The sequence below is a fragment of the Anaerovorax odorimutans genome, from assembly GCF_024459955.1.
In the GTDB taxonomy this organism is placed as follows: Bacteria; Bacillota; Clostridia; order Peptostreptococcales; family Anaerovoracaceae; genus Hominibacterium; species Hominibacterium odorimutans_A.
Map to the genome: position 1 here is coordinate 59,658 of NZ_JANFXK010000015.1, position 12,439 is coordinate 72,096.

Here is a 12,439-nt window from a genome sequence, read left to right on the forward strand (position 1 = left end):
TCTTTCCCATAAAAAAGCCAGCTCTCCGGCCGGCTCCCCTTCTATCTTTGTTCACTATACACTATAACACATGCAGATCGGACAAAACGGACAACTTTCTATGCAGTGTTCTTTTCTTCTTCGAAGTGTCGTTCAAATCTTTTTCTGACTGAATCTGCCGTATTTCCCCCTCCTACATACATCGCTACTTCCTGCCAGCTACACAAAGTGATGCATCTGTGCATGATAATCTGCCGCATAAGAGAATCGTCCAGCGTGGCAATATATGCGTATACCTTTTTCTTTTGCGCCTGTATCTGACACAACTTACTTTGTATAATCACTTCTATTTCTTCGATTCGCTGTACTTCTTCCCCTGTCGGATCTGTAGTCATGTTTGTATTTGCATGCGGCATCCCCGTTATAATCTGTGCTTTTATTTTTCCTCCAGCCCTTATATCTAAGAGCTGCCGCTTCCACATTTCAATTTCCCGGTCTATGTAATATATCTGGTTCACCTCTTCACGTGTCATTTAATCCTCCCTATCATAAATAAGCTCATCAAATATGAGCTGCTTTTCCTCTGGCAATTTATATTCACCTTCCAGTTTTACCGTTTTCCCTCGATACCACCTTTTTAGTCTCGGTTTCGATTCCAAACTCACCATTATGTACTGCATACACTCCACGCCCAAAATCGCATGTTCGTATTTATGTACCGTGTCCTCGTCTACACGATATCCTTTTATTTCCTTCGGACCTTCCCGTAATTCTTTGTCTGTAACAGCTTCCCGTTTTGCTTCCGGCAACGGCATGTTGCGGCTCCTTCTGTATCTTGTCTTATTGGGAGCATCATCTTCCCGAAAAGTTTTATCCGTTTCTTTGATGATATATTCCGCAAGCTTTAAATAATTCCCTGAAGCGTCAAGAAATTTTGGCGTTATCCATCCATGCGTCCAGTATTTCTCTATCACTTTAAGCTCTGTCCTGCTACACACAAAATGGTGATGGATTCTTTTATTTTTATATTCAGTCGCAGCGATCCACCGAAACGCTCGATTATTCTTTCGATGATGATTTCTCAAATTTCGAATTAGATTATCTAAATCCCTTTTCGCCTGCGCTTTACCTGGTTCGCTTGCATATGTAAAAGTTATCCATAGATCTTCTTTTTCAAAATATGTATTTAGCAGAGCACAAAGAGTCCAAACAGCATTCCTGAGATTTACCTTCTGCACGGTTTCTCTCGTTGGATTTATTTTCTGGTTTCTCTTCTGTCCTTTCTCATTTTTAATTCTTGTACTGGCAATAATTCTCCTCATGATGGTCTTTCCGGCCGCTACTGTATCTCTATAAAATTTCATGTCTATGTCCTAACTTTAATACTCTTATCAAGTTTTAATGCGCCCTTCTTTCAGGCACGTGGCTTATTTATGTAGATTCTTTTTTTCTATAGCTGTGCCTGGGAACTTGCCCCAGGCTTTTTCTTTCCTATTATATAATCTAGTTAATCTTCCAAGTCCATTTCCTCTAGTGCTTCTCTGAGCCGTTTTGCTTCTGCTTTTGTAAGTCGTGCTCCTCTCCCGGCTTTTTCATGATCTGGTGCCCAATCCCGAATATCTAGCTTTGGAGGATCTCCTCCCCAGGAAACATAATTCAATTCTTTCTGCCATCCCGTTTTTTCATTCATGGATAATACGGCAACGCATTCTGTAATTTCTGATTCTATCCGCATTTATATAACTCCCTTTCGCTTTTATAAGTAGGAACTAATATAGTCAACAACAACTCTTTCCGGCAACACATAACAGCAGACTATATCGTTTATTTGTACCATCATAATGCTAAAGCATATTAATGTAGTAATACCTGCCGCAATTAGTGTTATGATGGCCCCAAAGTTTATCGCCACAGTATCTCTACATCCTATTTTTTCCGTAAAGATACTTTCTGCATTCTCCGTCTTATACGCCTTATAGATATGTATTCCGATCAATGCCATTCCCAACATTAAGACGGTCGCAAGTATTAGCCAAATTGCACTGGTTGTCAATTCAAGCCGTACAATCCTGTCTGAAACGTCTTTTAAATATGGCATTATATTTTCTGATGTCCAGTCAACTGCGATGCCCAGCTTTTTGCTTACATCATCCAGCACTGCTATGATATTTTCGCTTATTGTTAAATCCTTCATTTTTCTCCTTATTCATCTCCTGTTTTTTCTGCCTTTTTTGTTCGGCCTGTTATTTTCCTGTCTGTTGTTACCGCTATTGCTGCGATAATTGCTATTACAAATATGGCTAACCATACAGCAATATTTGATTTGCCATTTTCATTACCTCATATTGTTTGTTTATCACTTTTTTCTCCTTTTTACTTTTTTGATGCATACAGTTTTAAATTCTTCTGCTCTCTTTTCTTTTATTTTTTCTTCCCGTACCAGTTGCTTTTTCTTTTGTCTGGCCGCAAGTAAGATTTTTAGCTCTTCGCATGTATCCTGACAGGCAGGTTTACGCTTTTTGCAGCCATCGCATGGATATCGTTTCATTGCTCCTTGTCCCTTCTATTTCTATGTATAAATCCACATGAGCAACCGGCATCGGTCCATATGACCTTATATCCGGCCGCCTTAAAAAATTGGCAACTTCCCACCATATCCTCCTTACCCTGCTCTGCCCATCTTTTCCGTTCGCATTCTTCTATCATTGGGCATACAAGACATTCGAGGACTCTTTCCGTTTCACTCATCCTCCTCATTTTCGTCTCGCGAATATGGTGGTATCTCATATAAATCTTGTTCCCCTTCATCTGGCAACTCCTCGCAATCGTAAAATTCAATTTCGCTTGATTGTCCACTATCGTCTCTGCATACTTCAATGATTTTCACACCATCTATATGCCTTAGTGCGTGGAGTACATCGTCTAAATCCTGCATTGGCCTGTCTAAAGCTATATCAATTGCTTTTTCTGTGGTTTTGTCTTTTATTTCAACTTCTACCTCGTGATGAAATGCGACTCTTTCCTCAAATGTCATTTTCTGTTTCATTCTGTTTCCCTCAATTCTGGCATCCTTAGCTTTGTTTTGGCGGCGTCCTTTGTTAAAAAGAACTCTTCCCCTTCCTGTGACCCATCAATTAACAGCCAGTCATTATTTGTATTGCAGGCTATTATCATTGGTACCAGCAAGGCCCCAATTTCAAAGTGGTCTATTTGATATTCCCCAATAAATTCTACCGGTCGTTTTCTCTTTTCTTTTTTGGTTTCAATGCAGTAAATGGCACTTCCTGGTTCGCAGGGAAGAAGAATGTTCAAATTCTCGTTTTTTCCAAAAGGAATTACGGACTTTTCTTTTTCCAATTCCTTTACTTTCTGCAATAACTGTTTATTTTTCTGTTTCTCCCGTTCCAGCATTTCCTGCAGAGCATTGTTCGGGTTAATCCTTGTTTGTGCCTTTAGTTTCTCGGCCTGCTGCTGCCCATATGTTTTATATAGAGGATCCTCGGCACGTTCTTTTTTATGTAATCTCGTTAACTTATTTCGGACACCCCCTGGCGTCATTCCATATTTTGCGGCGATATCCGGTATGGATTTTCCCTCCGTTATTTCTTTTTCCAGTTCTTCATCCGTAATTTTGGGTTTCGACATAGGATTATCCCTCCAATTTATCAATCATGCCCTGTAGGATCTTCTTCGCTGCCACTTTTAGTTTCGCTTCCTGCTCCTTATCGGCCAAGCCTACATTATCCAAGGCAACATCTACTGCGATAAACGACTTCTGGATCGTGTCCAGGTGCAGTTTTATGAGGGTCACATCCTCATTGTTCGATAGCTTCAGTTTTTTCTCTGCTTTTGCAAGCTGCTCTTCCATGGCACGCTTGCTTTCTTCCGCGGCTTTAAGTTTTTCGGCCTGGGCCTCCTCCGCTTCTTTCTCCAACTTAGCTTTCTCTTCTTCGAGGGCCGCCTGGATCGCCCGTTCCCTCTCCTCTTTTTCTTTTTCCAACTCTTCCTTCATTTTTCTCAGCTCTTCTTTTTTCTTCTCAACCCGGCTCTGCAGTCTCTGAATTTCTTCCGGGCTGGCTTTCTCCGCTTTCAGCTTCTCCAGCTCCGCCTCTTTTTCCTTCGTTTGCTGATTTAAGATCTCGTATTCCCCCGATACCTCCTCGATCGTTTCTTGCAGGCTTTCTGTTTTTGCTCTCCATTCCCGGATTTCCTCTTCCAGCTTTTTAACGGTCATATCTTCCACGTCATGCGATTCCGTAAACGCTTCAACTTCTTCTTCCGGCACCTGCAAGAGGGCCAATGCCTTGGAAATGCTTAAATACGAAGACGTCTTCGTATTTGCGTAAGGGCTGTTTTCATCTCCGTAGGTTTCGTGTATTTTAATGAAATTCTGCGCCTGCCTTGGGGTGTAATTCAGGTTTTCTTCACACCAGGCTATCCAGTTCCCATGTCCAACCTGCTCTTTTGCTTCCATGAGTCTCGCGCCAATCTCTGCCGCTCCATCAATGGCCGTTTTGTACACCTGGGCCTCAATTGTTTTTATTTCCGATATGATTACCGGAAGGGTTCTCTCCTGAACCACCTGGTAATCCGCGTTTATAATATTTTCCATCTATGCTGCCTCCATTTCTTTTTTAAGTTTTTTTGTAACCCATCGTTCATAAACTTCCAAAAACTTTTTTATTGTATCTGTCGCATTAGTGTTATGCATCCCATGGCATTCTTTCAATTTTATCGCTCCCGATTTCATATAGAAAGTCGCGGTATAGTATGGCACCTGAATCCGATCTCGTTTTCGAATAAAAATTGTCATCCATTCTTCGTTCATCTGCTTTTCCCTGTATATGGAAAAACTCCCCACGCAATGGTGCAGCTTCGAGCCTTCCTGGACAAAGTCCTCTGTTGATCCCGGATATACAACTTCCAGGTTCTGATACGCAAATGGAATTTGCTGTCTGTATTTATCCGCAAGCGCCGCAAGTATATGGTCACCCTCTCGAGTTAACAGGCTTTTCAGTTCTTCTGAAATCGCGTCATGGGCCTTCCGGATATTCCTGGGGTAGCGGTTTATGCTTTTATCCAGGCTGATCGTTTGATCCAAATGCCTATTCAGTTGTCTGACCATTCCTATGTAGTCAACATACAGGTCCGCGAGACAAAAAGATCCGTCCGGTTCCAGCTGTGTCTGCTTGTAAAAATAGTTGATCAACTTCTGCGGCGTCATATAGTCCAACAGCCGTTTTATGTCCTCCTTGGTAATGCTGGTTTCCGCAAGTTTTTTCACTTGTGTTTCATTCAAATGGATCGAGATTGCCGAAAGTTTATATACAAGCTCCATCCCATAGTTATGCTTCCGGAAAAGCGGTTTATAATTTGCCGAAGCTCCCGTAACCTCCTCAAACGTATTCTTTTCAGGGTTTTTAAGGAATTCTGTTTGTTCCGCAAGCCGGAAACATCCGATTTTATACAGTTGCCGCGCCGAACGGTAGGTTGCCGCATTTCGCAGCAATGCCTGGATGTTATATTTTCCCGTTCCTTTTAGCCTGGTCAGGTTCAGTCCCTGCAGGCCGTCCGGATAGAGCGCTTTCAGATTCCACGTGTACAAATGCCCTTTCCGACCGAATTCCCCTATTGATTCAACCCAATCCGCGTAATACGCGAAACTGCTCCATTTGTAGCGATATGTTTTTTCCGGCGTCTTATACTCAACGTAGACGCGATCCGGGTAATGCTTCGGTTTTAACTCCGCCGTATACGTTCTTGTTACCCAGAGGAACTCCAAGGTTTCAGCACCCTTTGTGCGCCGAAACAGCCACACCGGTTCTTTGTCCCGGATCGTGCGGACATAGGCCCTCTTGTATGCGATTGTCTCAGATTTACAGTGCGGGCACCTCCAGCTTCCTTTATGCGTCGGCGGAACCTCCACCTCCCGTTCTTCTCCGCAGTGTAGGCATCGTATGATATATGTATGGCCTTTTCCCTTTGGGAATATGACGGAATATCGCCGGAAGAGAAGCAAATCGCAGAATCTCCCCAGATCCCTTGGTGGGGCCGGTATTGTTTGCAAATTCCGCTTCATGCGATCATATTTCCGTTTTTCATGCGCAAGGCGCTTTTCACTGTTCCTATATGAAAAGAACCCGTTGATCACTCCTTCTGCCGTGGATCGATAGTCCTCAATTCCTTCACAGAACCCCCTCATTATTTCCCGATCCGCATCTGACAGTTTCGCATCCCTTCCAAGATAATATTCTCGAATTTTGGTCGTGTCCCACTCTTTTGTATCCGCATGGTACAGGATTCCGTTTTTTCCATCGCAGAAAAAACGATATTTCAGCTCCTTTTTCGGCGTAAAAATATTGAGATTCAAAATCTCATCTATGACCTGGACATTTGCCAGATTTCGCTCTTTCTCTCCAGACGGGCAGGCCGGTACCGGCAATTGTATTAACTTCTTTTTTATTAGCATATCCGCCACCTACAGCAGATCCATGATGTCGATCACGGATCTGCTCTCCTTTGTTTTATTGATCCCGTAATACGTTTTGATGATGTCTTCCGCCTGCTTGGGGGCCACGCAGGACCGATTCCCTTTTTTATGTTCCCAAGCATAGTCATCCATTGTTTTCTTACAGGCTTTTAAGGTCTTGTCCTCCTGAAGGACTTGTCCAAAATCGTTCGTGCTTTCGATAATGTCAATGACTTGCTGCCCAAACAGTTTCGTCATTTCGTCTGTTTCCGCTTCAATTTCTTCCCGTATTTTTTTAACCGCCTGCTGCTTCAATTTGACATCACCTCCAAATCTGATATACTATATGTGATTTGTTTTATGCTCCCCTTGGGGATGCTTGCGGACTGTTCGGCGGCAACCGACTGTCCGCTTTTTATTTTGTCTATGTATTCTGCGTTTTTGTAGCTCTGATGGATAGCAAATCCCAATACGCTCAACACGATCATCAGCAGTATGGCCATCCAGATCACCATGCGCCACTCCGCTTTCTTCTCTATCCGCCGTTGCTGCCGTGCTGCGCTTTTATCGGTATAGTTGACGCACTCCTCCTGACGGACTAAACGGTCACAGTTGCCTTTACAGGCATCTAACTCCTTGCGGATGCAATCCCCGCAGCAGGTCGATAACCCTTCCGGGCAAACGTTCTTTTTACAGCTCACTTCTCATTCTCCTTTCCAGTTGTCCAATTTCCTGACTCAGCTTGTCCGCGGCCCTGGTCCTACCACGGGTATACAGTCGTTCCATTTTTTCTTTTTTGCGGGCAAGATCTTCCTGCGCAGTGCGGATGTTCGTCTGCCTCCTAATCTTTGTAGAGGCAATCCGTTCTTCCCTCCTATACCGTTTTTCCTTTTCATATAGCTCTGTTCTTCTCTTCTCAATTGCGGCCTGTTTTGCGATGTATTCCGGATTATCCAGCACACATTTTTCCAGCGTGCAGATACCCTGTCCAATGTATATTTCCATGCAGTCTGTGTCCCTGTCGGGGCAATATAGCAGCCCTTTATTCATGGCCATTCACCTTCCTGATTTTATGTTTTCCGTCTTCGATCGACACGGATAATCCTAATTTATTCGCAGCCATTACCATTCCGTTATAATAGCTTGCACAAGGGTTATAGTAGTCTCTCTGTCTTTGAGCTTCCCCTTTATCCTTGTAGAGTTTGTCCATCGTTTCTTCTAATCTTTCAAAGTTCATTTCACTCATCCTCTATGTATCGCCAAAATTTTTCATCTTTTGGGCCCATGATCCAGCCGTACAATTTCCTACGGCAATTTTCCGCACTTACATCCGGGCCATGCAGTCCGCATACCGGGCAAGTCTGGCAGTCGTGGCAGAGATAGCACATCATCAATGCCAGCTTTGCCGGATCCACAGTCAATATCACTTCCAGGTTAATCAAGATAATTCCTCCCTACTAAGTTCATCCAGCTTCGCCTTGCCTGCTCTGACGTGAGTCCTAGTTCGACCCGTTCCCGATCTTCATAGCTTTGTTGGCATTCCTGCCGGAGCTTCTTTAATTCTTCCGAAGCCCACTCTAACGGTTCTGGGAACATGTCTGGAATGTGTAATTTTTTGAGTTCTTCCATGTTCACTCGACCGTGGAATAGGGCGTGAACCGGCTGACATAAATCTACTTGGAATCCATTGTCAATGCTAATCTGCCTCAATGGGTTTCCATAGAATAATTCATGCTTCTCTGCGTTCGGCTGGCCGGTGTAGTAACATCGACGTTTAGGCTTGTCCTTCCATCCGTTCTGTTTTTTCTTCTTTTTCTTTGTTGCCGGCTTCGGGAACGGGCAGCTCTTATAATAGTTATTCATGCACCCTCCTTAATGGTTTTCACCGTATCTGTATATCGATGTACGATTTTTGTATAATCTTTTGTGCTTTCCAGTACCAGCCAGTTTTTCGGATTTAGGCGCCATTTTTTTATTAGCATCTTCTGCCGGCGTGTTGGCTTCTTGGCTTGTCTCATTTACGCCTCCAATTCTGCTTTTTGCTGATCTGTTCTTTTTATTTTTGTTTTTCCTCCCGATCGCACAATAGCGATTGCGATCCCATCAACTTTACAAGAGGCCCTTTCCACGAGTCCGTTAAAAACTGCCAGTGCCATTTCTGTAATAATTTCCTCTTGTTCTGATTCCACTTGCCTCATACCGTAACTCGGGGCATTTTTACCAACCACATCAGTCAAATTTTTTAAGAGCGAGGCTTTCCGACGTTCTTTTTCTGCACCCCCGCAATCGCATTTTTCTGATATCTGCTCGTTTGCATCAGTTTGATCCATTGCCATAATTGGCTGGATATTGCCGCAGTATTTACACTGCCCTTCAAACGTATTCATCTCTATTTCTGACATGATTTCCTCCTTCAATAGTATTTTGACAGCAGCTGCGCTGCCGTTTTCTGCATTGCCTTCGTCATTCCCTCCTTGGTTCTCTCTCCGTCTGGATCATCAGAGGGCATGTAAAGCTTTATTGTCGTTCCGGTATCAGTCTTATATTCAGTTTTTAATATGTAATCATTTTTATCGAATGACATATGCTGCCCTCCTTCCCTATATGGTATTTTGATGAAGAGTTGTACTATTCGTCTTTACATGTATTATATTTATCTTACTTTCTAAGCTGAATCATTACTCAATCCCCTAGGCGCTCTTTGCTCTGCTTCTTTCTTTTCTATCTCAATGCCCAATATAGTCATCTGTATGTGTCGTTTCGCATTCCTAAATCTCGCATACGTAACGCTTTCCCCGCTTTGAAAGTCATTATATAATTTAATAAATTGTTGACAAAAATAACTCTTTTCGATAAACCATTTTGCGCACTCACTCCTCCCCTTATAGGCCTTATAAATCTCACAAAATTCCTCTCTTAATCTTTCCAATTTTGCTACATGAGGACCTTTTCTTCTATTCATTAGTGCTTTTTTCGAAGACAGTAAATATCCGATTCGAGGATATCCCAAAAGATTTCTGAGGTTCTCAAATTCTTTTATAGTTAGCTCCTCTTCACCTGCAGCTGCTGCATATAACAAGCCTGGCGTAACATTAATCATTTTCGCCAACTCATCTAAACCTCTATGATCTAGTTTTATTTCTTCCAGAAGATTAGGGTAATGCCCCATTTTTTTCACTTCCTTTCATTGAGCTACTTCGAAGTAATGTTATTGATTTTAAGTTGTTCAAACTCTGGTATTTTCACAAAATCATCTGGAAGCTCAATGCCGAACTGTTCAGATATCATTTTAAAGGCTTCACAAATTTTCCAAGGAGGTGCGCCTTCCTTTTCCATGCGCTTATCCATTTCTCTTGTGTAAGAAGCAATTTCCCCAAGGGATGTTGCCTTAGTCTCATACTCCTTTGCGATAGCTGTTTTTCCGTATTTGTATGCAAAATATTCATCAATTAAGTGGTCGTGAATCTCCCAGGCCAAATCAGTATCCATGATTTTAATAAGCTTTGCATATCCTCGTTCTGATAGTATGTAAATATGTTCTGCTTGTGTTACGGCTTGCTTCGAATACCCTAACCCCCAAAGAAGTTCTGATATGTAACTCCCGTCCACACCGTTAAAACATTTATCCAACGTGCCGTTCTGAACGACCCCTTTTAAGTCAATTGCATCTACACCCAACGCAAATCTTCTTTTGTTACGGTTTAGCAATTCTCTAACGTGTTTGATTTTCATTTCATGTATCTCTGCAATTGTTTTATCAGAAATACATTTTGTGTCTTCTCCGAAACCACCTAACACTACGGGTATCTCATGCCCCATAAAATCTTGTCTTCCTCTCACTTTAATTGTTTTCATTATTTCTCTTCTTTCCTTTTTACATTTGCGAAATTGTTCGTGTTTCTGGACTTTTGTTGCAAATAATAATTTCCTCTACCGGCACATCTAAGGCATCGGCTATTTTTCCAATTTGTACAGGTCCTATTTCTTTCGTGTAACTTTTTCTAATTGTTTCATACGAAACGCCTGACATTTTTGCTATTTCTTTCAATGTAAGTTTCTTTTTGGCCTGCATCATCATCAATTTACTTCTGTCTAGTTTCATTTTCCTCTCCTTTCCCATAATTTAATTATGGTTTTAATATAATATACACAATTTAATTCCGCAAGTCAATATTATTTAGGTATTTCTGTAATTTAATTGTGTTTTATTGTTTTTTATGGTATTGTAAATGAAAAAGAAAGTGAGGTCATGAAGTGAAAAATACTAATGAATATGACTTTGATGAAGTCACCTCCAAAGTTAATAAACTTTTAGGTGATAGAATTAAATCAAAAAGAAAGGCTCTGGGTATTAAGCAGGGTGAGTTAGCATCAGTTATTCATAAGTCTGTAAGTAGTATTCAGAAGTATGAAGATGGCAGCACCGAAATCCCAATAACGACATTGCTTCGAATTTCAAAATACTTAAATTATCCGATAGAGCAAATTATAAATAGCAAAGATTACGAAAAAATCGGTGGATACTTTTTCACATTTGCTAATGATGGCTCTCGGGCTATGACTAGTCATGTGGAATTTTGTAATGATCAATTAAACGTTCATACCGATTTAAGTGATGATGAGCTAAATGTAATATCTAAACTCAAAAAAATCAATTCAGTAGGACAAAGCAAAGTCCTTAATTATGCTGACGATCTCATTGCTTCCGGTAAGTACAATACAGATTCCTCTTCGACTGTAGCCAAGATTGAAAAAGATGCGGTCAAAGAATCAGCTGTTATTGATAAAGAGTACGCAAATATGCGCGCCCTCTCTAATGATTAATCGGTTATATAGATAATTCCATTTACCGCTCTGATAGGATTGGCTGATACAAATAATATCTTTAACGTTTTCTTATATATGCCGTAAATTTCTGGATTTTCTATGTATCTATATACTTTAATCATGGCTTTATCACCCTTTCATTTTAGGGCGCTCGATTATTGTAACCCTATATTGGAAAAAAGTGGATTGGTAATATTATGTAATTCTATTTGGTAAAAGTTGAAATGTAATTTGTGAAAGGTGGTGGACATTTTCTTCTTTTTCTTTTTTGACAAAGAGACAAACACTACACAAGAAGCTCCTATGATCGAGCTTCCTGAAGAAGTTTCTCTCGATGAATATAATTTTTTTAATGAAAACATACGTTTTGTTTGGCATAAGCAAGAGGAAGAATGGTATTTTTCTATTGTAGATGTTGTAAAATATCTCTCAGAAAGTTCCGACCCAAAACAATATATAAAAAAAATGCGTTCCCGAGATTCCGAACTAAACTCCAACTGGGGTACAATTTGTACCCTAGTTCCGATGCGGACAAAGGACGGAAAAATGCGCAGGGTACAGGCTTCTAAAATTGATGGGCTATTCCGTATTATCCAGGCTATTCCATCTCCCAAAGCCGAACCTTTTAAAATGTGGTTAGCTCAGGTTGGCAAAGAGCGCATTGATGAAACGGTCGATCCGGAGATATCCATTAACCGCGCTGTAGAAAACTATAAGAAAAAAGGTTATTCCGATAAGTGGATTGCACAAAGATTGCGTGGAATCGAAATGCGGAAAGAACTCACCGATGAATGGCAGCGTGCTGGTGTAAAAGCCGGAAGAGAATTTGCAATACTTACAGATATGCTTACTAACGCATGGTCTGGAATGAGTACCAGAGAATATAAAGAGTTTAAGGATTTAAAAAAAGAAAACCTTCGTGATAATATGACAAACACTGAACTAGCACTTAATATGCTTGCTGAAGTTTCAACCACAGAATTATCCAAATCGAAAAACCCTAAAGGCTTCAACGAAAGCAAGAACGTAACATTGCAAGGCGGAACAATTGCAGGTAATGCACGCAAAGAACTTGAAAAAGCCCTTGGCAAAAGTATTGTTTCTTCTTCAAATGCAAAAGATACGAAACTGCTTGATGAAGATCTATAAACCCAAAGAGGTATC

Annotated in this window: 22 protein-coding genes; 2 read left to right on the forward strand and 20 right to left on the reverse strand. The window is 41.2% G+C overall.

Going from position 1 to position 12,439, the window contains the following annotated elements:
* Nucleotides 1–98 precede the first annotated feature (98 nt).
* The 20 genes from NE619_RS13045 to NE619_RS13135 form a co-directional block, all read right to left on the reverse strand.
* Nucleotides 99–512, reverse strand: coding sequence for a hypothetical protein (locus NE619_RS13045; protein ID WP_256132864.1), 414 nt, complete (start codon nucleotides 510–512; stop codon nucleotides 99–101).
* Nucleotides 513–1,343, reverse strand: a complete 831-nt coding sequence (locus NE619_RS13050; protein ID WP_256132865.1) for a rolling circle replication-associated protein — start codon at nucleotides 1,341–1,343, stop codon at nucleotides 513–515.
* A gap of 143 nt (nucleotides 1,344–1,486) precedes the next feature.
* Nucleotides 1,487–1,714, reverse strand: coding sequence for a YdbC family protein (locus tag NE619_RS13055; RefSeq protein ID WP_256132866.1), 228 nt, complete (start codon nucleotides 1,712–1,714; stop codon nucleotides 1,487–1,489).
* A gap of 21 nt (nucleotides 1,715–1,735) precedes the next feature.
* The gene (locus tag NE619_RS13060; RefSeq protein ID WP_256132867.1) at nucleotides 1,736–2,173 is read right to left on the reverse strand and encodes a hypothetical protein; all 438 of its coding nucleotides are present in this window, start codon (nucleotides 2,171–2,173) and stop codon (nucleotides 1,736–1,738) included.
* 546 nt (nucleotides 2,174–2,719) lie between these two features.
* A complete protein-coding gene (locus NE619_RS13065) occupies nucleotides 2,720–3,025 on the reverse strand; it encodes a hypothetical protein (protein WP_256132868.1) in 306 nt (101 codons plus the stop codon).
* The gene (locus NE619_RS13070) at nucleotides 3,022–3,624 is read right to left on the reverse strand and encodes a helix-turn-helix transcriptional regulator (RefSeq protein ID WP_256132869.1); all 603 of its coding nucleotides are present in this window, start codon (nucleotides 3,622–3,624) and stop codon (nucleotides 3,022–3,024) included. The genes NE619_RS13065 and NE619_RS13070 overlap by 4 nt, the downstream gene beginning before the upstream one ends.
* Before the next feature lie 4 nt (nucleotides 3,625–3,628).
* On the reverse strand, nucleotides 3,629–4,591 hold the full coding sequence (locus NE619_RS13075; protein WP_256132870.1) for a DUF3102 domain-containing protein: 963 nt from the start codon (nucleotides 4,589–4,591) through the stop codon (nucleotides 3,629–3,631).
* Nucleotides 4,592–6,448 carry a PcfJ domain-containing protein gene (locus tag NE619_RS13080; protein ID WP_256132871.1) on the reverse strand — a complete coding sequence of 619 codons (1,857 nt, stop codon included), beginning with the start codon at nucleotides 6,446–6,448 and terminating at the stop codon, nucleotides 4,592–4,594.
* 9 nt (nucleotides 6,449–6,457) lie between these two features.
* A complete protein-coding gene (locus NE619_RS13085; RefSeq protein WP_256132872.1) occupies nucleotides 6,458–6,763 on the reverse strand; it encodes a hypothetical protein in 306 nt (101 codons plus the stop codon).
* A complete protein-coding gene (locus NE619_RS13090) occupies nucleotides 6,760–7,149 on the reverse strand; it encodes a hypothetical protein (RefSeq protein WP_256132873.1) in 390 nt (129 codons plus the stop codon). The genes NE619_RS13085 and NE619_RS13090 overlap by 4 nt, the downstream gene beginning before the upstream one ends.
* Nucleotides 7,139–7,504, reverse strand: coding sequence for a hypothetical protein (locus NE619_RS13095; RefSeq protein WP_256132874.1), 366 nt, complete (start codon nucleotides 7,502–7,504; stop codon nucleotides 7,139–7,141). Before NE619_RS13095 ends, NE619_RS13090 begins: the two co-directional genes overlap by 11 nt.
* Complete coding sequence (locus tag NE619_RS13100; protein WP_256132875.1) at nucleotides 7,491–7,685, reverse strand: hypothetical protein; 195 nt, start codon at nucleotides 7,683–7,685, stop codon at nucleotides 7,491–7,493. Before NE619_RS13100 ends, NE619_RS13095 begins: the two co-directional genes overlap by 14 nt.
* A gap of 1 nt (nucleotide 7,686) precedes the next feature.
* Entirely contained in the window at nucleotides 7,687–7,890 is a 204-nt protein-coding gene (locus NE619_RS13105) for a hypothetical protein (protein WP_256132876.1), read from the reverse strand.
* Nucleotides 7,883–8,311 carry a hypothetical protein gene (locus NE619_RS13110; protein WP_256132877.1) on the reverse strand — a complete coding sequence of 143 codons (429 nt, stop codon included), beginning with the start codon at nucleotides 8,309–8,311 and terminating at the stop codon, nucleotides 7,883–7,885. The genes NE619_RS13105 and NE619_RS13110 overlap by 8 nt, the downstream gene beginning before the upstream one ends.
* A complete protein-coding gene (locus NE619_RS19315; protein ID WP_420314509.1) occupies nucleotides 8,308–8,466 on the reverse strand; it encodes a DUF6906 family protein in 159 nt (52 codons plus the stop codon). The genes NE619_RS13110 and NE619_RS19315 overlap by 4 nt, the downstream gene beginning before the upstream one ends.
* Nucleotides 8,467–8,850 (reverse strand): hypothetical protein, encoded by a 384-nt coding sequence (locus NE619_RS13115; protein WP_256132878.1) that lies wholly within the window; start codon nucleotides 8,848–8,850, stop codon nucleotides 8,467–8,469.
* An 11-nt stretch (nucleotides 8,851–8,861) separates the two neighbouring features.
* Complete coding sequence (locus tag NE619_RS13120) at nucleotides 8,862–9,032, reverse strand: hypothetical protein (RefSeq protein ID WP_256132879.1); 171 nt, start codon at nucleotides 9,030–9,032, stop codon at nucleotides 8,862–8,864.
* Nucleotides 9,033–9,113: 81 nt separating this feature from the next.
* The gene (locus NE619_RS13125; RefSeq protein ID WP_256132880.1) at nucleotides 9,114–9,617 is read right to left on the reverse strand and encodes a hypothetical protein; all 504 of its coding nucleotides are present in this window, start codon (nucleotides 9,615–9,617) and stop codon (nucleotides 9,114–9,116) included.
* A 23-nt stretch (nucleotides 9,618–9,640) separates the two neighbouring features.
* Nucleotides 9,641–10,303: an ORF6N domain-containing protein gene (locus NE619_RS13130; RefSeq protein WP_256132881.1), complete on the reverse strand. Its 663-nt coding sequence runs from the start codon at nucleotides 10,301–10,303 to the stop codon at nucleotides 9,641–9,643.
* 19 nt (nucleotides 10,304–10,322) lie between these two features.
* Complete coding sequence (locus NE619_RS13135; RefSeq protein ID WP_256132882.1) at nucleotides 10,323–10,550, reverse strand: helix-turn-helix domain-containing protein; 228 nt, start codon at nucleotides 10,548–10,550, stop codon at nucleotides 10,323–10,325.
* A 152-nt stretch (nucleotides 10,551–10,702) separates the two neighbouring features.
* On the opposite strand from NE619_RS13135, the gene NE619_RS13140 reads away from it, so the two are divergent.
* Both NE619_RS13140 and NE619_RS13145 read left to right on the forward strand, forming a co-directional pair.
* On the forward strand, nucleotides 10,703–11,272 hold the full coding sequence (locus NE619_RS13140) for a helix-turn-helix domain-containing protein (protein WP_256132883.1): 570 nt from the start codon (nucleotides 10,703–10,705) through the stop codon (nucleotides 11,270–11,272).
* Between the two features lie 306 nt (nucleotides 11,273–11,578).
* On the forward strand, nucleotides 11,579–12,424 hold the full coding sequence (locus NE619_RS13145; RefSeq protein ID WP_256132884.1) for a BRO family protein: 846 nt from the start codon (nucleotides 11,579–11,581) through the stop codon (nucleotides 12,422–12,424).
* Nucleotides 12,425–12,439 lie beyond the last annotated feature (15 nt).